This window comes from Variovorax sp. FG153, assembly GCF_057809595.1.
Map to the genome: position 1 here is coordinate 1 of NZ_JBMDKG010000017.1, position 20,610 is coordinate 20,610.

The following is a 20,610-nucleotide window of genomic DNA, read 5'->3' on the forward strand; positions in this document are numbered from 1 at the left end:
ACGGCCTGCTGGGTGGCGTGCTCGGCGGTGACGGCGGCCTGCTCGGCGGCGTCCTTGGCGACGGCGGCCTGCTGGGTGGCGTGCTCGGCGGCGACGGCGGCCTCCTGGGCGGTGTCCTGGGCGATGACGGCCTGCTGGGTGGAGTGCTCGGTGGCGTCCTCGGCAACGACGGCCTGCTGGGCGGCGTGCTTGGCGGTGACGGCGGTCTGCTCGGCGGCGTCCTCGGCAACGACGGTCTGCTGGGCGGCGTGCTTGGCGGTGACGGCGGCCTGCTCGGCGGTGTCCTGGGCGATGACGGCCTGCTGGGTGGCGTGCTCGGCGGTGACGGCGGCCTGCTCGGCGGCGTCCTCGGCAACGACGGCCTGCTGGGCGGCGTGCTTGGCGGTGACGGCGGCCTGCTCGGCGGCGTCCTCGGCAACGACGGCCTGTTGGGCGGCGTGCTCGGCGGTGACGGCGGCCTGCTCGGCGGCGTCCTCGGCGGCAGCGAAGGCGGCCTGCTCGGTGGCGTCCTCGGCAACGACGGCCTGCTGGGCGGCGTGCTCGGCGGCGACGGCGGCCTGCTCGGCGGCGTGCTCGGTGGCGACGGCGGTCTGCTCGGCGGTGTCCTCGGCGGCAGCGACGGTGGCCTGCTGGGTGGCGTGCTGGGCAACGACGGCCTGCTGGGCGGCGTGCTCGGTGGCGACGGCGGTCTGCTCGGCGGTGTCCTCGGCGGCAGCGACGGTGGCCTGCTGGGTGGCGTGCTGGGCAACGACGGTCTGCTGGGCGGCGTGCTCGGTGGCGACGGCGGCCTGCTCGGTGGCGTCCTCGGCAACGACGGTCTCGTCGGCGGCCTCCTGGGCAACGACGGCCTGGTCGGCAGCCTGCTCGGCTCGCTCGGCGGCGACGGCCCCGTGGCCAACATCCTGCAGCCGGTGACCGATGTCGCCAGCGGCCTGAGCACCACGCTCGCCCCGGTGGTCGACACGCTGACCGGCGCAGGCTCCGGTGCCCTGGCTCCGGTGACCGACATCCTGGCGGGCGCCTCGGGTGCCGCGGCCCCGGTGGTCGAGCCGGTGGCCAACGTGCTGGACAGCGTGGACCATGCCCTGGGTACCAACCTGGCCCAGACCGTGACCCCGATCACCAGCCAGGTCGAGCACACGGTGGGCAACGTGGTGACCCCGGTCACCAACATCCTGCACGGCCTGCTGGGCTGATCCGGTCACGCGAACAGTGGACGGAAAAAAGAGAAGAACGAGCAGCAGAAGAAAGGACGGACCGGCGACGGTCCGTCCTCTGAAAGGAACGGTATGAAGACGAGTTTCCGGATACTGGCCATCGCAGCGCTCGGCGCCAGCCTGGTGGCCTGTGGCACCGCGCCCAAGCCGGGTCGCGACGACGCGACCTACTACTACTCCAACAAGGGCGCGAGCGCGGTCGCCAAGGTCGAGCCGCCGCCCCCGCCGCCGGTGCAGAACGGCCCGGCCGGCGTGTCGAAGATCGTCTACTTCGACTTCGACAAATACGACATCAAGCCCGAATATCGCGGCATCGTCGAGGCGCACGCCAGCTTCCTGCGCAACCGCCCGACGAGCCGTGTCGTGCTCGAAGGCCACACCGACTCGCGCGGTGGCCGCGAATACAACCTCGCGCTGGGCCAGCGCCGTGCCGAAGCCGTCCAGCGCGCCCTGACGCAGCTGGGCGTGCCCGCCGAACGGCTCGAAGCCATCAGCTGGGGCATGGAAAAACCCGCGTCGCTTGCCAACACCGAGGAGGGCTACCAGCTCAATCGCCGCGCCGAATTCAGCTACCGCTGAACCAGGGAACTGCGATGCCTTCGATGGCAGCTCCCGGTCTTCCGAGTCATCGCGGCAACGCATGACGAAGACGACCGGTTGCCCGTTTTCGACCGGGGCCGAATGATGTCCTTTTCCGATCAGCTCCACGCCTGCCACGAGCGACTCGTCTCGGTGTGCGCGGCGCTGCCGGCGCCCTACCCGGCCTTCACGCTGTTCTTCTCGGTGAGCGACGGCACGCAGCGGGCGCACGTGGTGCACACCCGCGCGGCCGTGCTCGAGACCGCCTGGCGCGAAGGCGCCGAACAGGTCGAACGCTGGGTGCGCGAGCACGGCATCGCCACGCCCTGGTTGCGCATCGACTGGGTCGAGGGCGCGAGCCCGATCGACTGGACCCAGTTCAAGGGACAGCTCGCGTCGGTCAAGCGCAACTACTTCCGCCTCGGCCTGGCCTTCGACAAGGACTTCGAGCTCGCCTTCACCGAGCAGGAGCTCAACGCGAACGCGATGCTCAGCGGCGACTCGACCATCGCGCACGCGGTGGTGAATCCGCGCAATTTCGAGCTCTATGCCGACGAGCGCTTTGGCCGCCGGCTCTCGCTCGACCTGCCGGGCGACCAGCCGGTGTTCCTGCTGGCGACCGTGGGCCTGTTCTGCCAGCCCGACGGCGTGGTGCACAAGCTCGTGGGCACGGGGCTCGATGCCGGGCGGCGCCAGCTGCCCGCGCTCAATCCGCAGTCAACGCTCGACCTGGTGCGCAGCGGCGCCTCGTACCTGGCGCGCCAGGTGCAGGCCGACGGCCTGTTCGTCTACGGCTACTTCCCCTGCTTCGACCGGCGCATCCCGACCTACGACGCGATGCGCCATGCGAGCGCGCTCTACGCCATGATCGAGGCGTGGGAGATCACGCGCGACGAGACGCTGCGCGCGGCCATCGAGCGCGCGCTCGATCGCCTGGTGCACCACCTGATCCGCGACTACAAGCTCGCCGACGGCCGCGACATCTCGTTCCTGGTCGACACCGGCGGCGAGATCCGCCTCGGCGGCAACGCGGCCTGCGTGCTGGCGCTCGTGAAGTACTGCGAGGCCATGGACACGCGGCGCTGGCTGCCGCTGCTCGACAAGCTCGCGCTGGGCATCTCCTCGCTGCAGGACCCGGCGACGGGCCGCTTCAACCATGTCATCCATGCGAACGACCTGACGCTCAAGCAGGCCTCGCGGATCATCTACTACGACGGCCAGGCCTCGTACGGCCTGCTGCGCCTCTATGGCCTCACGCGCGATCCCCAGTGGCTCGCGGTGGTGGAGAAGGCCTTCGACCATTTCATCGCCAGCCAGCACTGGCAGGCGCACGACCACTGGTTGAGCTGCTGCGTCAACGAGCTCGCGCGCTGGAGCCCGCAGGAGCGCTACTTCCGCTTCGGGCTGCAGAACGTCGCGGGCTACCTCGACTTCGTGCTCGACCGCAAGACCACCTTCCCGACGCTGCTCGAGCTGATGCTCGCCGCGCAGCAGATGCTGCAGCGGCTCGAGGGCATGCCCGCGATGCGGCACCTGCTCGACGAGCTCGACGTCGAGAAGTTCTACCGCGCGCTCGACTACCGCGCGCACTACCTGCTCAACGGCTACTTCTGGCCCGAGATGGCGATGTACTTCCGCCGTCCCTCGACCATCGTCGGCTCGTTCTTCATCCGCCACCACGCCTTCCGCGTGCGCATCGACGATGTCGAGCAGTACGTCTCGGGCTTCGTGGCCTTCCACCGCTACCTGGTGGAGCGCCGCACGCTGCACGGCACCGGTGCCGGCGCGGTGGCCGGCGGCGGCATCTCGGTCGGCCAGGGCGGACCGCGCGACGACGGCGGCACCTGGACCGCGAGCGAGATGGCGCGCGTGACCGGCGGCGAGTGGGTGGTGAAGCCCGAGGACGGCTGGCGCGCCAGCGGCGTCGCGCAGCGCTCCTTCCTGCGCAAGGGCCGCGTGGTGTTCGAGAACCAGACCCGCAATGCCAAGGCCCCGCTCGCGGCCGTTGCGCTCAAGGGCGTGCTGCAGCCCGCGGCCGCCGTGCTGTGCGTCGATCCCAAGCCGCACCTCGACAAGCGCGTGCCCGTGCTCAAGGTGGCCGACCTGCCGCAGGCCGTGCTGCAGCTCGGCACCCATGCGCGCGCCGAGTTCGACGGCGGCGTCTGCGCGGTGGTGGGGCAGGGCGTCACGGGCTCGACCGTGGCGGCCATGATGGCCAGTGCGCTCACCGTGTGGGGCGAGGTCGGCCAGCCCGAGGGCAGCATCAGCCTGCCGTCCGGCATCGCCTGGAACCTCACCTGCCTGCCGCGCCACGCCGCCTACTGGGTGCTCGACATGAGCCAGTCGCAGCTGCCCGCGTCGACGCAGCTGGTGCGCCCGACGCTCGCGGTGATCGCCGGTCCCTCGGCCGCGGCGCAGAAGCACCGCGGCCCGGCCGAGGCCGCCGCGCGACAGGACGCGCGCATCTTCCTCGGCATGACCGCCGGCGACAGCGTGGTGTTGAACCGCGACATGCTCGAGTACCCGGTCTTCGCCGAGGTCGCGGCCGAACGCCAGCTGCAGGTGGTGAGCTACGGCGAGCATCGCGCGGCCGACGTGCGGCTGGTCTCCTTCGACCATGGCGAGGTGAAGGCGGTGGTGGCCGGCGAGCCGCTGCAGCTGCGGCTGAACGCGCCGGGCCGCCACATGGGCATGAGCGCCGTCGCCGGCCTGGCCGCGCTGACCGCGCTGCGCCTGCCGCTGGCCGCGGCGGTCGAACCCTTCGCGCAGTTCGAGCCGCCGGGCGGCCGCGGCGCGCTGCACACCATCCACATCGGCGGCGGCAGCTTCAAGCTGATCGACGAGACCTACGACGCCAATCCGAGCTCGATGCGCGCCGCGCTCGAGCTGCTGGCGCAGGCCCCGTGCGAGCCCGCGCGCCGCGTGGCGATCCTCGGCGACATGCAGGAGCTGGGCCCCGCGGCCCAGCGCCATCACCTCGACCTCGAACCCGAGCTGCTGGCCACGCAGGCCGACCGCGTGCTGCTGTGCGGACCGCTGATGCGGGCCCTGCATGCGCGCATCAGCTCGAAGGTGCGTTCGCACTGGTTCGTCGACGTCTCCGATTTGTCGACCGCGCTGGGCAGCCTGCTGCAGCCGGGCGACTGGGTGCTCGCGAAAAGCTCCGCGGGCGTGGGTCTGTCCCGGCTGGCCCGGGTTCTGAAAGCACTGCCATGACCAGACTGGATGCACTCCTTCATCTGCCCGCGCAGCAGGAAGCCGCCCCGGCACGCCGGTGGTGGACGGGCTGGGCCCAGCTGCTGTGCGCGTGGGTCGTCTGCATGCTGCTGTGCGTCAACGTCGCGATCCTGCTGGATCGGGGTTTCTTCGGAGACGACGAACCCGCGCAGGCACGCAGGACGGTGGCTTGCGCCGGCATCGTGCTGCCCACCGAAACCGTCTCGCACCGAGCGGCGACAGGGACTGACCGACCCCTGACCAAAGCCTCGAATTGCACTGCTTTCTAGAGTGAAATATTGCCTTGTAACAATCGGGTAACAGTTGATAATGAAGCCGTTGCGTCATCGCCTGACGGGATCGGCTTTCGCCCATGATCAAGTTTCTCCTGCCCACTCAACTGGTCGCCGAACGGCCCGTGGAGCCCGGTGCCAGTCCCTACGCGGGCGCCCTCCACGCCGCGTTCCGTGATGCCTACCCGCTGATCAAGAGCGCGGCCTGGCGCTCCATTCCGATCAGCCTGTTCGGGCTGCTGCCCTCGATCTTCCTGCTGCAGGTCTACGACCGCGTGCTCTCGCGCAGCGGCGTCTCGACGCTGGCGGCGCTGGTCAGCGGCATCCTGTTCTTCCTGTGCATCGAGTTCTGGCTGCGCACGCGCCGCTCGCGCCTGCTGCGCAACGCGGGCGCGATCATCGACCACGGCGTCTCGGGCGCCTTGATGGGCTCCATGCTCGGTCGTCCGCTGCGCGCGCTCGAGGCGCGGCCGGCCTCGGTGTGGCACCTGTACTTCCGCGACGTCGGCTCGGTGCGCGGCACCGTCACCGGCGGCCTCGCGCAATCGATCTTCGACCTGCCGATGGCGGTGTTCGGGCTGGTGGTGATCGGCATCGTCGCGCTGCCGGTGCTGCCGGTGGTGGTGGCCTTCCTCGCCATCCTCTCGTTCCTCGCCTGGTGGTGGGCCGACGAAGTGCGCGCCGGCCGCGTCGAGGAAGTGCAGCGCGGCCGCGGCCTCGACCGCATGACGGCCGAGATCTGCCATGCGCGCGAGACGCTCAAGTCGCAGGCCAACGACGGCCCCATCATCGAGATGTGGCAGAAGACCTACAACGACTGGCTCACCGAGAGCTTCACCAAGAACGGCCAGATCGAGACCGCGCGCGACGGCACCACGGTGCTGCTGACGGTGTTCTCGGTGATCGTGGTCACGGTGGGCGCGATCTCGGTGATGGAGCAGTGGATGACGGTCGGCGGCCTCGTGGCCTCCAACATGCTCGCGCTGCGCGCGCTGCAGCCGATCGCCGGCCTGGTGTCGAACTGGCGTTCGCTGGCCACCGCCAAGGAAGCCGCCAAGCGCCTGGAGACCGTGCTCGGCGAGCCGGTGGAGAAGCCGCCGGTGGGCATGGCGCTGCCGCAGCCGCTGGGCCGCATCACGCTCAAGGACGTGAGCTTCAGCTTCACCGAGAACGCGCAGAAGGCGGTCATCGAGAACCTCGATCTCGACATCGGCCCCGGCGGCCTGCACGTCATCGTCGGGCGCAACGGCGCCGGCAAGTCCACGCTGGTCAAGCTGCTGTCGGGCCTGTACACGCCCACGCACGGCGTCGTCAGCATCGGCGAGTACGACCTCTCGCAGTTCGGCCGCGAGGAGCTGTCGCGCTGGATCAGCTACCTCTCGCAGGAGGTCTACTGGTTCGGCGGTTCGCTGATCGACGTCATGCGCCGCACCGCGCCGGGCCAGAGCGACGAGCAGATCGTCGCGGCCTGCAAGCTCTCGGGCGCGCACGAGTTCATCTCGCGGCTGCCCGACGGCTACCGCTCGATGGTGGGCGAGGGCGGCACCGGCCTGTCGGTGGGCGAGCGCCGCAAGCTCGCGCTGGCCATGAGCTTCCTGCGCAAGCCCTCGGTGCTGGTGCTCGACGAGCCCAGCAACGACCTCGACTTCCAGAGCGAGCGCGCGCTGCTGGCCACGCTGCTGGCGGTGGCCAAGGTGCGCACCGTGGTGGTGGTCACGCATTCGCTGCGCATCGTCTCGGCCGCCAGCCATGTCTACCACGTGACCGGCGAGGGCACGGTGGAGCAGGGCACGGCCGCGGCGATGGTGCCCAAGCTGTTCGGCGTGAAGAAGGCGCTGGTGGCGCTGCCCGAAGGCGGCGAGGACGGCGAGTCCTCCGCGCGCTCGATCGCCTGAGCTTCGACTTTGTTTATGGATTGGACCGATCGACCGATGACCGAGTGCGACGACCGAGTGACCGCAAGGGAGGCGAGATCTTGAAAGCCGATCTGCCGCAGGTCCTGCAGACCGAAGAACAGAGGCGCGCCGCCCAGGTCACGCCCCAGGGCCGCCGGCGCCAATGGCTGCTCGGCGGCCTGATCGGCGTCTTCGCGTTGGTCGGCCTGGGCTTCCCGATGGAGACCGTCGTGGTCGCGCCCGGGCGCGTGATCCCCTCCGACCGCGTGAAGTCGATCCAGCATCTGGAAGGCGGCATCGTCAGCGCCGTGCTCGTGAAGGAAGGCGACCACGTCAAGCAGGGCCAGTCGCTGGTCGAGATCGACCTCGGCGGCGGTGGCCTCAACCTCGAGGAACTGACCGCGCGCTATGCCGCCACCCAGGCCACGCGCGTGCGCCTGCTGGCCGAGAGCCGCGGCCAGCCGCTCAAGCGCGACAGCTTCGCCAAGGACATCGACGAGGGCGTGTACGCCGGCGAGACCGGCGCCTACGACGCGCGTGCGCTCGAGCAGCGCGGCGTGATGGCCGGCGCCATCTCCGGCCTCGAGGCCGCGCGCAGCCGGCAGCTCGAGCAGCAGGCCAAGGTCAAGGGCCTGAGCGACCGGCTCGACCTGATGCAGAAGGAACTCGAGGTGTCCGAGCAGCTGCTGAAGGAAAAGCTGGTCGGCCAGGTCGAGGTGCTCGAGAAGCGCCGCCAGGCCGAGGCCGCGCGCAGCGAACTCGCGGTGGCGCGCCAGGGCGTGATCTCGGCCAACGCCGCCATCACCGAGGCCCAGGCCAAGATGGCCGAGGCCGAAGGGCGCTTCCGGCGCCGCGCGTCCGACGAACTCGCCACCGTCGAGCGCCAGTTCGCGAGCCTGAGCGAGGACCTCGCGCGCGCACGCACGCAGCGCTCGCGCACCGAGGTCAAGGCGCCCTCGGACGGCATCGTCAAGGGCCTGCGCAGCGGCAGTCCCGGCTGGGTCGTGAAGCCCGGCGAGGCCATCCTCGAGGTGGTGCCCGACAAGGACGAGATCATGGTCGAGGCGCGGCTCAACCCGAACGACCGCGGCTTCGTCGAGATCGGCCAGGCGGCCACCGTCAAGATCACCGCCTACGACTACCTGCGCTACGGCGCCGTCGAGGGCAAGGTCACGCTGGTGGCGGCCGACGCGGACCGCGACCCCGCGATCTCGAACGGCGCGCCGTACTACCGGCTCCTGATCAGCACCGACAAGTCCTTCGTCGGCCACAAGGAAAACCGCATCACCGTCGGCATGGAGTCCGAGGTCGACCTCAAGGTCGGCACCGACCCCTTCATCTGGTACATCCTGCGTCCCGTGCTCAAGCTTCGGCGCGAAGCCTTCCGCGAACCATGAAGCGCCGCATGACCAACGGCCGGCGCCCCGCGGGCACCGGCGTGCTGTGCGCGGCGCTCGCCGCCAGCTTCGCGCTGCCGCCCGCCGCGATGGCGCAGGAGCAGCAGGATCCGCCGCCCTCGCTGGTGCTCGCGCGGCGCCTGTCGCAGCCCTCGATCGGCACCGCCGGCTACGTGCAGCGCGTGAAGCAGGCGCTGGTCGCGCTGTCGCAGGAATACCCCGAGGTGCAGACCGCGCAGGCCGCCGCCAACACCAGCGGCTTCCAGATCGACCAGGCGAAGAAGGCGCGCTATCCGCGCTTCAAGGTCGGCACCTCATCGGGCAACTACAACAGCGGCGCCGCCAACGCGCAGACCCAGAGCTACAACGTGATCACCGCCGAGGCGCGCATGAGCCTGCTCGACGGCGGCGCGATCAGCGCCTCGATCCGCGCCGCCGAGGCCGGCAACGAGGCCGACGGCCAGGCTGTCACCACCACCTCGCAGAAGGTGGTGCTCGATGCCCTGACCGCCTACCTGCAGGTGCAGCGCTTCGACCTCAAGAAGGAGATCGCGCACCGCTCCACCGAGATCGTGGCCGAGCTCTCGAAGGCCGAGGCGCGCCGCGTCGCGCTCGGCGCCACCGGCGAGAACGACCTCAACATGGCCAGCGCGCGCCGCGCCAGCGTGGCCGCGCGCGAGGCCGACTTCGAGGCCCAGCGCGACGAGGCCATCGCCAAGTTCCGCAGCTACTTCAAGTTCACGCCCATCACGCGCAACCTGCCGGTGCTGGCCGCGCCGCCGCAGTGGCGCATCGACTCGCAGGCCGAGGCGCTGCGCCGCGCCGAGGAGCGCAGCACCGAGATCGCCGAGGCGCAGGGCCGCATCAACAAGGCCAAGGCGCTGGTCGAGCAGCAGGAGGCCAGCATCTGGCCCACCGTCGAGGCCGTGATCGTGAAGAGCAAGGACCCGCGCGGCGTGTCGCCGCAGGATCCCACGCGCACCGCGCTCGAGCTGAGCTGGAACTTCGGCAGCGGCTTCGACCGCCAGCTGCGCGTGCGCACCGCCATGGCCGAGGTCGAGAACCAGGAGGCCAAGCTCGAGGGCGTGAAGCTCAACCTGTTCGAGCTCACCAGCGCCTCGTGGTCGCGCACCGTGTCGGGCCGCGAGCGCGAGCGCCAGCTGATGGAGGCCGTGAGCACCTCGGGCCAGGCCTTCCGCGGCCGCCGCCGCCTGCTGGAGTTCGGCCGCGACACCCTGCCGCAGGTGCTCGATGCCCAGCTCGAGTACTACAACCTGCTGTTCGATTACGTCGATGCCGTGTTCGACCTGCGCGTCAACGAGCTGCGCCTGGCGCGCACCACCGGCGAACTGCGCATCGACCCCGAGGGCGGCAACGAATGGGTCGACCGCGTCTTCGGCGCGCCGAGCCGTACCGTGCTGACCGAGGACGGCCTGTTGAGCGGCCCGTGCCTCGCGAGCAATTCGACCTGCGCGAGCGAGGCGCGCGTGGATCGCTCGGAGAACGCGCAGACCGTGACCCTGCGGCGCGCCGAGCGCCTGCCGGCCGGCAACTGACGAACAGAGAAGAAGGGGTGCGCGGCGCGCCGGGCGCGCCGCGGCTCAGGCGTCTTCCGGAATGCCCGGTTCGCCGTCGAGGATCTGGTACTTGCGCATCTTCTCCCACAGCACCTTGCGGCTGATGCCCAGGTGCTGCGCCGTGTCCTGGCGCTTCCAGTCGTTGATCTCGAGCGCCGCGATGATGCGGTTGCGCTCGCTGCCGTTCCAGCCCTTGCGCTGATCGCCGCCGGCGGCATCGAAGGCGCTGCTCGTGCCCACCGCGTTCGCGCCCAGTCCCATGCCGCCGCCCGCGCCGGTGGAGGGCGTGCCGCGGGTCAGCGCGATCGCGCGCTGGATCAGGTGCTGGTCCCAGCTGTGCAGCTGCCGCGCGATCACGCCCACGCGTTCCGCGAGGTTGCGCAGCTGGCGCACGTTGCCGGGGAAGTAGGTCTCGGCCACCGCGTCGCTGAGCCAGTGCGGCGTTTCGCCGAGCGCCTCGAGCTGGTCGCCCAGCACGTTGGCCAGCAGTGCCTTGAAGATCGCGATCTTGTCGATCTCGCCGCGTTCCTCGAGGCTGGGCACGTGCAGCTCGATCACCGCGAGGCGGTAGAACAGGTCGGCGCGGAATTCGCCGCTGGCCACCATCTCGCGCAGGTTGCGGTTGGTCGCCGCCACCAGCCGGAAGTCGACCCGGATCGGAGAGGTCGCGCCGAGCCGCGTGACCGCGCCGTCCTCGAGCACGCGCAGCAGCTTCACCTGCTGGTACTTCGGCAGGTCGCCGATCTCGTCGAGGAACAGCGTGCCGCCCGTGGCCTGCTCGAAATAGCCGCGGTGCGCATGCACCGCGCCCGTGAACGAGCCCTTGGCGTGGCCGAAGAACAGCGACTCGAACAGCCCGTCGGGAATCGCGCCGCAGTTCACTGCTACGAACGCACCCTTGCTGTAGTTCTGGTGCCCCAGGTGCAGCTGCTGCGCGATGCGTTCCTTGCCCACGCCGGTCTCGCCGCGCACCAGCACGCTGTGGTCGCAATCGGCGAAGGCATTGACCTCGGCCAGCAGCGACTTCATCGCTTCGGAGTGCGCCACCAGCTCGTCGAGCGGCTGCGGCGCCACGTCGCGCGCGCGCAGTTGCCGCACCAGCTTCGCGACCATCGTGCGCAGTTCGGCGCAGGTGAAGTCGTAGGGCAGCACGTGCAGGTACTCGGGCGGATAGGTGCGCGAGTCGCGCTCGCGCGAAGCGGCCGCGACCCAGATCACCGGCATGCCCTGCAGCAGTTCGGTGGCCTGCGGCAACCCGCCGCCATCGATGACCGTGACGCTGATGATCGCCACCGACGGCCGCATCGCCGCCGTGCGGTCCTGCGAGGGAGGCGGCATGCCGTCGGCCCGGATCACCTCGACATCGAAGCTCGCCATGCAGCGGGCGATGCGGTCGAGGATGTCGGCCTTTCCTTCCCAGACAAAGAGGTCGAGTTCGTCGAAATTGGGGGAGGCGCTCATCAAGATGCGATTGCTATGTAGATCACGAAATAATTAAATAGGAGAAGAAATCAATGAACCAGCTTCGCTTTGCTTTGACAACTGGCGGAAAGTAGTTGCACATCTGCATATCCCAACTGAAGGCCAAGCGCCTTGAACAGAGGACCCAGTACTGCGCCATCCAGAAGATCTAGTACCGGAGTGAGGATAATATTAAGAACGCCCAACAATCCATTGACGATCGTGATGAGGTTGTTTACGAGTGCATTTAGCACATTGGTTACCAGGCCAAGACCACTCGTATTAAGTACAACATCCAGCGCTCCAGAACTGATTGCACTTCCAATGGCAGCTCCTAGTCTTTGCTCAAGACCGACGGCCTGTATTAAATTTTGCTGAGATGTTGGAATATTGGGGTCAAATCTGTAATTTAATGTTGTTCTGGCAATTGATCCGTTGGCTGGAATTGATAGATCCAGCTTCGCCAGTAAGTCGACCGTGATGGGCGGCGTAAGGATACTTCCTAACAGATCAATTCGTAAGCTCACTAGCTTGAAACGCTCTTTGGGTAAGCTAGCCCAAGGGCTGGTCGTGTTGGTGAAGGCTGTAGGAATATTGCCAAGAAAAACGTGCGCTAATCCCGGGGCTGCGTTTATAGCTACATCGTATTTCCCATCTGCCGCGGTACAGCGGACATCATCCAAGTTGGCGTCACCAGATGCGACTTCCGCATATATAGGAAGATTAATTAATTGGCCTGCGGGAAGGGAAACTCGAAGAAGCAATGGGATATCTAGAAGGCTGTTGTTTCCGCCTGCCGCCGTCAAGACTTGAACATTCAGCCCGGCTCGAATCTGGCCTGTATGCGCTTGAGTTTTTGCGGTGCCATCAGGGTAGTAACCTGGAGGGCCAATCGCGATGGTGGGCGGTTCGATCACTTTGGCGCGCACACCTACTTTTGCCAAGGGTGGTAAAGAGATAGTAGTGGCAGCCGCAGCCGCAGATTGGCCATTTGCGACCTGTAGTGCTACTGACAGGAGGTTTAGTACACTGACGTTTCCATTTAAAGCGCTCCGCGGATCTGTAGTATCTAGGTCTAGACTTAGTAAGCCAGCTTGCTCGGCGGTTTTCAGTAGATTGATGGTCACAGTATTTAGGTCTAGCCCCCCTGTCAGATTTAGCATACCTCTGAGCAGGCTGGCTACGAGGCTGACGGTTTGGCTGTCGTTTCCTTGCGGCAGCACTTCTATGGCAGCATTCAGCAGTTGTGCCAGGGTAATGTTGCTTTGGGCAAGTTGATCCACTGTCCCTGCGTTGAGATGAAGTGCATCTACCATTCCGAGTAGGTTGAGTTTGGCGTTGGCCAGTCCCGTGTAATCGGCGAGACTCAGATTGATGGCCGTACCAAGTAAAAGACTTAATAGTTGGTTCAGGGCGCCTTGGTTCAATCTGGCAACGCCACTACCCACTGAGAAGGACGCTTGCGGCTCGTCCAGCGCTGCAACGGCTTGGACACAAATCGTGCGGTCCCAGGGGAAAAACGGCATCAAGGTTGGTGCTGGTCGATTGATTCGAATTCGAATCGCATTGAGCGGAGTTCCTCCAGTGAGGAAGTTGTCATCCGTATTTGCAAAGCACCCGGCGGCGGCCTCAGAGGCTTGTCCCGCTCTCCAGTTTCCACAGTCGGGAGGGTTAATTGCAATTCCTGGAAGGTTTTGACTGGCATTGCTGATGGCGACGCCAGCTGCCAGACTACAGCGGTTTGTAGCCGTCGTGGTTTGGAGTTTCTGCGCACCTGCCAATGCAGCCAGGTCGGCGGCTTTCTGAAACTCCCGTTTCATAAAGAACAAGTATCCAAGCTCCGTCCCGATCAGAGCGATGATGATCAGACTGAGCGCAATGGCCGCGATGACGATCACGGAGCCACGTTGCCGACGACGGGTTGTGGAGCGTTTCGGTCTCATGGAGGGCGTCTTATGAGGCTGGTCGCATAGCTATTGCCTTTCCTACGAGCTGGGAAGGCATCCAGCCGTTGGTCCAAGGCACAACGCGTGGAAGAACGGGGCTAGCGCTGTACGGATAGGTAACCCTAACTAGGATCTGTTCGGTAGACTGCTGAGAAATCTCCGGTGGTTGCCTGGATCCCATCTGCGTACGTAGCCATGCCTTCTTTTGGGCCACGCTTGTTCCTGCCTCAGGAGGGGTGATCAGTGCAGATGCGAGCGCGTCATAGATGACTTCCTGCACGCGTGAATCGTTTGTTTGGACGCCCTGTCCCAGCCGCAGCACTGCCCGCGCACCATCTTCGGCAGACCTGGATACCACCTGCTGCGTGTACAGAACAACCCCGAACGTGACGATGCCGTACATAGCAAAGAACAGCAAGCTGAACACCAACGCGAACTCAACGGCTGCGATGCCACGCTGGCGTCGCATGATGCTTGTTCGCAATTTGTGAGAAAGTCGCCCAGTCATGAAGAGCTCCCATCAAGCAGCATGCTGGCCTGGCCTGCGATCTGACTCGGTAGCACCACGCTGAATAGCGGTGGGAGCACCGATTCCATCCCCCGTGCTCTCACTGTCACGACGATCCTGCAGCGTTGATCCCACGATGCGTTCGATGTGCAAGTGCTGGTAGTGCATGGACCCGCCTCGCCACCAGCCACGCTGCATTGCGCCGTCACTTCCAGTGGTTTCACGGCCGCCGGCATCCACAGGCTGCGCTGGGTTGCAACCTGAACGGCAGCAACAGCACGTTCCGGCGAGGTCGGCTTGTAGCGCAGGGCTGCCCGCGCGCCATCTTCGGCCGCGTTCTGCAAACCCATGCGAAACGTCAAGAGCATCCCGTAGCTGACGATCCCATAGAGAACCGCGAAGAAGATCAGGAAGACAAACGCAAACTCGATTGCGTACACCCCGCGTTGGAGCCGGATGGGCGAACCATGATGGCGCTTGCTTGTCATGCCGGGCCTTCAGAAGAATGAATTCGGTGCCGGGAATACCAGATCACCTCCCGCTGCTTCCGCTTGTCGATTTGACGGAGGAATTGAATTTCTCGGGAATCGGATAATCGAAGCTCTTGAGATAGCGTTCATAGCTTCGATTAGCTACGATGCCCGCGATAGGGCGAGGCGTGGTCGAGGAAACTTGGCCGCTTCGCTGCCAAGCGAGAAGATTCGAAGTCGCATCGCCGACCTGAAGTGGGATGTCGTAGAACTCTTCTTCCTCTTCTGCCGTTGCCCGCTCATCCTGTGCCGGCGTCATGGCAGTCAGCGCGCCGGGTTGCATGGCCTCGCTCGTCTCGGGCGCTTTGTTTGTCGAGGCGCTGTCTTGACCGGTTCTCGTGGGGGCTGTTTCCGCAGAGGTCGCCGTCGTCAGGAAGAAGAGTGCCGAGGCAAGGACGCATGCGGACAAGGTAGCCATCCGGTTGGCGAACTCGTTGTTGTTGGTCATGGTGTGCCTTGTGAGGTCGGGGTTGGTGAGGGAGAAGCCTCCAGGGTCGAGGCCTGCGGGTTCAATTGGCTGGCGGTTCGGACGCCGCCCATGCCGGCCCAGCGGGACGGCTTGAGTGCCAGCGGGACGGTCGCATCCTCGTGGCTGGCCTGGAGCGAGATGCCGTTCGGCGTGCTGGCGGCTGCTGCGTCTACGGCCACGGCAGAACTGCCGGTTGTTCGCATCTGACGTGCTGCTTCGCGCACGGCGGCGCGCGTCGCTTCCGGCATGCGATTCGCATCCATCAAGGCGGTCGCTTGCTCGCGCTGGTTTGTGACCTCTAGATAGAGCGCGACGTTGGCTTGGGCCTGTTTGCTGTCGGGTTGTAGTTGCAAGGCTTGCATCAGCGGCAGGCGTGCCTCCTCGACCCGGCCGGCCCGAAGGTTGGCATAGCCCAGGTCGCTCAGCAGCAGTGGATCTGTCGGCGTACGGCGTTGCGCCTGCTTCAGCAACTGCGCAGCTTCCGCATAGTTACCACGCGCTCCCGCAATCAGGCCTAGGCCCCTGTAGCCCGCGCTCTCCATCGGAGTGGATAGCAGGCGCTTGTAGGTGGTTTCGGCAAGGTCGGCCTGCCCGGTCTGACGCAGAGCATCGGCACGCAGGCGCGTCGAATCGGGCGTGATCCCCCAGCGCTGTTCCAACGCATCGATGTGTGCGAGCGAAGCGAACCACAAGCCTTGCTGCTGCATCTGGTCCACGACCTTGACGTAGGTGGCTTGGGTGTCGATGTTGGCGCCGGTCTTCGTTTCGCTGGCTGCCTCGAAGGCTTGCCGCTGCTGGGCGTCTTCGCTTGCGGCGTAGTGGTCCTTGGTTGCGGCACAGCCGGCCATTGCGAGTACAGAACCCACAATTGCGGAGTACGCGGTGGCACGCAGGATCGATGGGTGCGCAGGAGAGACGATGGTTCTCATTTGGCGGTGCTCCCCAGTGCACGGAAGATAGCGATGAATCCAGGGCCGGCCGTCACGATCACCAGGGCAGGTAGCAGCGTCGTGACCATGACGGCAGTCATCTTCACGGTGATCTTTCCAATGCGCTCTTTCATCTCGGAGCGGCGATGTTCGCGAAGGCGATCGCTGAAGGTCCGCAGCGGTTCCTGGACGGCTCCGCCGTGGCGATCGACTTGCACCAGCAGCGCCACGAGGCTGCGCAGGTTCTCGTTCTTGTGCAATGTGGCCAGGCGGTGCAGGGAATGCTCGCGGGTACGGCCTTGTGAGTACTGGCGATTGGCAAGCGTCAGTTCGTACCCCAGCACACGCAGCACGTGCGAAAAGTCGGCAGCCATGATCTGGAGACTTTGGTCCAAGCTCATTCCCACGCCCTGCAGCAACTTCAGCAGATCCACGAAGAGAGGGAGTTCCTTGGCGACGCGTTCGCGGCGATTGGCAGCGATCCGTCCGAGCACCCATTTGGGGCTCATGAAGCCCACGACGAAAAGAGCGGCCAGAACTGGAACGACGATGTTCTGCTTTTCCCCCGGATTCCAGAACACGAAGGCAAATGCTGGCAATAGCAATGCGAGGAAGATGCGCGTCACCAAGAAGATCAACTGTGTGCGTTGCGACGACAGCCCGCATTGGTCGATGAGATTGCGGTCCTCGTCCGCGACCAGTGCGCGTCCCAGTGGTGATCGCAGCCAATGGAAGGGAAGCTCGACCTCAGATGCATACGGTTGACCAAGGTCGATCGACGCATCGGTCGAGGTCCCGGGAAGCGCCGTCGTCCCGCGCTCGATGGCCTTGTCGATCGCCTGTCCGCTGCGCGTGCGGCGAAGCTCCGCCGCGACTAGCGTACCGCCGGCGATGAGAAGACCAAGCGCCAGCAGTGCGAGGCTGATGGCGGTCAGTGTATCGGGCGTCAAGGTCATGTGAGTCTCGCGAGCCTGTACAGCAGCAGTGCACCCGTCAGCTGAAGGCCGACACCGGAGAAGATGAGCACGCGGCCAGTGCCGTCGTGCCACATTCCGAGGAAGTAAGCGGGGTTGCTCGCGATGATGGCCGTGCCCACGAGCAATGGAAGCAGGCCAAGGATCCAGGCTGACAGTCTCGTCTCGGAAGACAGGGCGACGAGTTCGTGCTCTGCCTGCTCGCGATCGCGCATGAAGTTGCTCACTCGCTCGAGAAGTAGGTCCGCCCGACCGCCGTATCGCACCCCCAGCCCGAGAATCGACGACAGCAGGAACATCTCCTCGACGCGCGCGTGGGTTGCCGTCTGGTACAGCGCCTTGTCCAAATCCACGCCAGCACGAACCAGCGCAGCGGAACGTTCCAGATGTCCGCGAAGCGGTTCCTGTGTACTGCCGATCGCGAGCTGGAATGCAGCCTGCGTTGAATTACCGATGGTGATGAGGCGCACCATGGTGTCGATGTAGCCGGGCAGTTGGCTGACCAGCTTGCGCCGTACTTTCTGCAGCCGCAGCCAAACGGCGAAGGCACCGAGCAGCGCCAGCAGTACCAAGACGGAAAACCCTGCGAGCCAGCCGCCAAAAGAGCCAGCGATCAGCGACAGCACGACAATGGCGACGATGCCTGCGACCAGCGTCCGGACTTCGATCACTCCCACCAACCAGTCGGGGAGTGCCCGTTCGAGCCAGCGTGTGGGGCGGGCCGCGTTCGCGATCGTTGTCTCGGTCTGCAGCCAGGGATCGGAAGTCAACCCGGTAGAGAGCTCATCGGTGAGCCCGATGGAACGTGGTGGCGGTGCGGCGCCGAATGGCGGGGGAGCTGCCGTGCTTGCGCCAGCTTGTATCTGCAGATCGAGGTGCCGCCCAACAAGGTGCTGTGCTTGGCGCTTTCTTGCCCATTGCCATAGGAAAAGGCCGGACGCCGCCAGCAGCAAAGCCACCACCGCCACTCCGAGCAGCACGGTCTCACGCACGGTGATCTCCCTGCTGTGAGCGCGTGAAAGACTGCCGGAATCGAGCGATCTTCGGTGAATGAGGCGCTATGCCAAGCGATACCCAGCGGTCCTTCTCCTCTCCGTCGGGGGCGACAAGGGGTTCGTAGCGATACAGCTCCTGCATCGCCACCACGTTGTCGTTGACACCTGTAACTTCGCTGAGCGAGATGATGCGGCGCTTGCCATTGGACATGCGGCCAATCTGTACGATGAAATCGATCGCGCTGGCGATCTGCCGACGCAGGCTCACTTCGCTGCCTTGATAGCCGGCGAAACCCGAAAGCATTTCCAGGCGATAAAGGCATTCGCGTGGCGAGCTCGCGTGGATCGTTCCCATCGAGCCTTCGTGGCCCGTGTTCATCGCCTGCAGCATCTCGATCACTTCGGCGCCGCGCACTTCGCCCACGATGATGCGGTCGGGCCGCATGCGCAGGCTGTTGCGCAGCAGGTCGCGGATCGACACCACGCCCTGGCCGTCGAAGCCACCGGGGCGGCTCTCGAGCCGCACCACGTGACTCGTGCTCAGCGAGAGTTCGGCCGTGTCCTCGATCGTGATCACGCGCTCGCGCGAGGGAATGAAGCTCGCCAGTGCATTGAGCAGCGAGGTCTTGCCCGAGCTGGTGCCGCCGCTCACGAGCACGTTGCAGCGTGCGCGCACCGCGATCTCGAGCAGTTGCGCCATGCCGGCATCGAAGGTGCCGAGCTTGACCAGGTCGGCCGGCGTGAGCGGCTCCTTGCGGAACTTGCGGATCGAGACCGACAGGCCGTCGATCGCGAGCGGCTCGATGATCACGTTGATGCGCCCGCCATCGGGCAGGCGCGCGTCGACCATCGGGTTGGCTTCGTCGAGCCGGCGACCCAGCGGCGCGAGGATGCGGCGAACGATGCGCATCACGTGCTCGGAGTCGGCGAAGCGCAGGGTCTCGCGCTCCAGGATGCCGTGGCGCGAGACGTAGACGTTCTGGTAGCCGTTGATCAGGATGTCTTCGACCGCCGGGTCGTTGAGCAGGTCTTCCAGCGGACCGAAGCCCGCGAGTTCCTTCGTGAGCGCATCCGAGATGAGCTGCATCTCGCGGTCGTTGATCGGCACGCGGCGCAGGCGCACGAAGCTGTCGACCTCGAGCTCGACGAACTGCTGGATCGAGGCGCGCGACCAGCGTCCGAACTCCGCGCCCAGCTCCTCGATGCGACTGAGCAGGTGATCGTGCGTCCAGCTCTTGATGTCCTGGAACTGCTGGGATGTGATGAACGCCTGGTCGTCGTCGGCGAATTCGATATCGGTGGACATGGGCTGTTCAACCTTGGGTAGGGCTATTGCGGAAGCCGGTGACTTTCGACATCAGCGCCGTCCAGCGTGGATCCTTCGCCGGTTGCGGGCTGGAGCCAGAGGTGTATTCCTGATGCAGGCCGCGTGCGAGGCCCGCGATGGCTTGCGAGTACGGGTCGTTGCGCGCGGTGCGCACCAGCATCTCGCCGCGGCTCGAGGCCGCCAGCAGCTGCGTGCCGCGCGCGGGCAGCACGTGGCGCAGCGGCAGTTCGAGCCGCTCGGCAATGTCCTTGGCCGCGAGGCCGACGTGACTGTCGAACTTGTTGACCACCAGCGACATCTGGTCGGTCTCGAGGCCACGTGTGCGCAGTTCCTTGAGCATGTTCGCGGTGGAGACGATGGCGCCGATGCTCTGGTCGCAGACGACCCAGCAGCGCTGGGCTTCCTTCGCGGTCTGCGCCACGAAGTCGATGGTCGAGAAGCCCCCGAGGTCGGCGATCTGGAAATCGAAGAAGTCGCCGAGCCGCTTGATCAGTGCGACAGAGTCGGCGTGCGAGATTTCGCGCACTTGCGCGAGTGTCGCTGGCAGCGGCAAGACAGCCAGGCCACTGGTGTGATGTGCGAGTGCGGTATGCAGCAGCGTCTGGTCGAGACGACGTAGATTGCGTACTCCATCGACAAAGCTGAAGCCGCTCTGCGTGTCGAGGTACAGAAGGCCATCGCGCGCCGGCAGGCCCAGATCGAGCAACGCGACTCCATGGCGCGCATTGCGGGTCTGCGGCTGTCCGGAGGCCGGCGCTTGAGGTTGAGTCAGTTGGTCGTTGAGCAGCAGCGACAGGCTGGTCGCGAGCGTGGTCACGCCGACTCCGGCGCGTGCACCTAGCAGCGCGAGAGTGCATCCGCGCGTTCCGACCTGCATGCTGCTGCGCCGGTCCAGCAGCTTGTGCAATGTAAGGATGGCATCGGAGGGCGGCGCGGCCATGTCGACGAAGTCGTCCACGCCAGCGCGTAGCGCGGCCAGCATGGAAGCGGGCTCTACCGAGATGCCGGTCGCCAGCACTGCCAGCGCCGGCCAGTCGCGTTTCAAGCGCTGGTTTAAAGCCGCCGCCGCCTGCGATTGATCCCCCGAGAAATCGAGGAAGACCGCAGAGGGGCTGAGCAAGGCGATGCGTTCATCGATCGACTTGGCATCGGGCGGTAGAACCACCACTGTGCCTAGCTTGCCGAGTGCGTCTGTCAGCCACGTGATGTGGCTGCCATTGCCCGAAGCGAAGACATACGTCTCTGCGCCGGTCTCGGGAAGGTGATCGCGAGGAGCGTTCATGGCGTCGGCCACAGG

At 66.0% G+C, this 20,610-nt stretch carries 16 protein-coding genes and 1 pseudogene; 7 read left to right on the forward strand and 10 right to left on the reverse strand.

Annotation, left to right across the window (positions count from 1 at the left end; genetic code table 11):
* The 7 genes and pseudogenes from ACODT0_RS19205 to ACODT0_RS19235 form a co-directional block, all read left to right on the forward strand.
* Window positions 1–1,196, forward strand: a pseudogene (locus ACODT0_RS19205) (hypothetical protein); the annotation flags it as partial.
* A 93-nt stretch (window positions 1,197–1,289) separates the two neighbouring features.
* Window positions 1,290–1,796 carry a peptidoglycan-associated lipoprotein Pal gene (pal, locus tag ACODT0_RS19210; RefSeq protein WP_057594320.1) on the forward strand — a complete coding sequence of 169 codons (507 nt, stop codon included), beginning with the start codon at window positions 1,290–1,292 and terminating at the stop codon, window positions 1,794–1,796.
* Between the two features lie 102 nt (window positions 1,797–1,898).
* The gene (locus tag ACODT0_RS19215) at window positions 1,899–5,012 is read left to right on the forward strand and encodes a glutamate ligase domain-containing protein (RefSeq protein WP_057594321.1); all 3,114 of its coding nucleotides are present in this window, start codon (window positions 1,899–1,901) and stop codon (window positions 5,010–5,012) included.
* On the forward strand, window positions 5,009–5,302 hold the full coding sequence (locus ACODT0_RS19220; RefSeq protein ID WP_057594322.1) for a hypothetical protein: 294 nt from the start codon (window positions 5,009–5,011) through the stop codon (window positions 5,300–5,302). Before ACODT0_RS19215 ends, ACODT0_RS19220 begins: the two co-directional genes overlap by 4 nt.
* A gap of 83 nt (window positions 5,303–5,385) precedes the next feature.
* A complete protein-coding gene (locus ACODT0_RS19225) occupies window positions 5,386–7,200 on the forward strand; it encodes a peptidase domain-containing ABC transporter (protein WP_057594323.1) in 1,815 nt (604 codons plus the stop codon).
* An 80-nt stretch (window positions 7,201–7,280) separates the two neighbouring features.
* Window positions 7,281–8,597 carry an HlyD family type I secretion periplasmic adaptor subunit gene (locus ACODT0_RS19230; RefSeq protein ID WP_489042021.1) on the forward strand — a complete coding sequence of 439 codons (1,317 nt, stop codon included), beginning with the start codon at window positions 7,281–7,283 and terminating at the stop codon, window positions 8,595–8,597.
* A complete protein-coding gene (locus ACODT0_RS19235; RefSeq protein ID WP_057594325.1) occupies window positions 8,594–10,153 on the forward strand; it encodes a TolC family protein in 1,560 nt (519 codons plus the stop codon). Before ACODT0_RS19230 ends, ACODT0_RS19235 begins: the two co-directional genes overlap by 4 nt.
* Window positions 10,154–10,198: 45 nt before the next feature.
* Here ACODT0_RS19235 and ACODT0_RS19240 read toward each other — a convergent pair whose 3' ends face one another.
* The 10 genes from ACODT0_RS19240 to ACODT0_RS19285 are packed head-to-tail and all read right to left on the reverse strand — an operon-like array spanning window position 10,199 to window position 20,595.
* Window positions 10,199–11,635 carry a sigma 54-interacting transcriptional regulator gene (locus tag ACODT0_RS19240; protein WP_057594326.1) on the reverse strand — a complete coding sequence of 479 codons (1,437 nt, stop codon included), beginning with the start codon at window positions 11,633–11,635 and terminating at the stop codon, window positions 10,199–10,201.
* A 50-nt stretch (window positions 11,636–11,685) separates the two neighbouring features.
* Complete coding sequence (locus ACODT0_RS19245; protein ID WP_489042022.1) at window positions 11,686–13,533, reverse strand: TadG family pilus assembly protein; 1,848 nt, start codon at window positions 13,531–13,533, stop codon at window positions 11,686–11,688.
* Between the two features lie 55 nt (window positions 13,534–13,588).
* Window positions 13,589–14,089, reverse strand: coding sequence for a TadE/TadG family type IV pilus assembly protein (locus ACODT0_RS19250; protein ID WP_489042023.1), 501 nt, complete (start codon window positions 14,087–14,089; stop codon window positions 13,589–13,591).
* Window positions 14,086–14,577 (reverse strand): TadE/TadG family type IV pilus assembly protein, encoded by a 492-nt coding sequence (locus ACODT0_RS19255; RefSeq protein ID WP_489042024.1) that lies wholly within the window; start codon window positions 14,575–14,577, stop codon window positions 14,086–14,088. Before ACODT0_RS19255 ends, ACODT0_RS19250 begins: the two co-directional genes overlap by 4 nt.
* Window positions 14,578–14,620: 43 nt before the next feature.
* On the reverse strand, window positions 14,621–15,067 hold the full coding sequence (locus tag ACODT0_RS19260) for a DUF3613 domain-containing protein (RefSeq protein WP_489042025.1): 447 nt from the start codon (window positions 15,065–15,067) through the stop codon (window positions 14,621–14,623).
* Window positions 15,064–16,017, reverse strand: coding sequence for a tetratricopeptide repeat protein (locus ACODT0_RS19265; RefSeq protein WP_489042026.1), 954 nt, complete (start codon window positions 16,015–16,017; stop codon window positions 15,064–15,066). The genes ACODT0_RS19260 and ACODT0_RS19265 overlap by 4 nt, the downstream gene beginning before the upstream one ends.
* A complete protein-coding gene (locus ACODT0_RS19270) occupies window positions 16,014–16,973 on the reverse strand; it encodes a type II secretion system F family protein (RefSeq protein WP_489042027.1) in 960 nt (319 codons plus the stop codon). Before ACODT0_RS19270 ends, ACODT0_RS19265 begins: the two co-directional genes overlap by 4 nt.
* On the reverse strand, window positions 16,970–17,983 hold the full coding sequence (locus tag ACODT0_RS19275) for a type II secretion system F family protein (protein ID WP_489042028.1): 1,014 nt from the start codon (window positions 17,981–17,983) through the stop codon (window positions 16,970–16,972). Before ACODT0_RS19275 ends, ACODT0_RS19270 begins: the two co-directional genes overlap by 4 nt.
* Window positions 17,976–19,292 carry a TadA family conjugal transfer-associated ATPase gene (locus tag ACODT0_RS19280; protein WP_489042029.1) on the reverse strand — a complete coding sequence of 439 codons (1,317 nt, stop codon included), beginning with the start codon at window positions 19,290–19,292 and terminating at the stop codon, window positions 17,976–17,978. The genes ACODT0_RS19275 and ACODT0_RS19280 overlap by 8 nt, the downstream gene beginning before the upstream one ends.
* Before the next feature lie 7 nt (window positions 19,293–19,299).
* Window positions 19,300–20,595 carry a CpaE/TadZ family protein gene (locus ACODT0_RS19285; RefSeq protein WP_489042030.1) on the reverse strand — a complete coding sequence of 432 codons (1,296 nt, stop codon included), beginning with the start codon at window positions 20,593–20,595 and terminating at the stop codon, window positions 19,300–19,302.
* Window positions 20,596–20,610 lie beyond the last annotated feature (15 nt).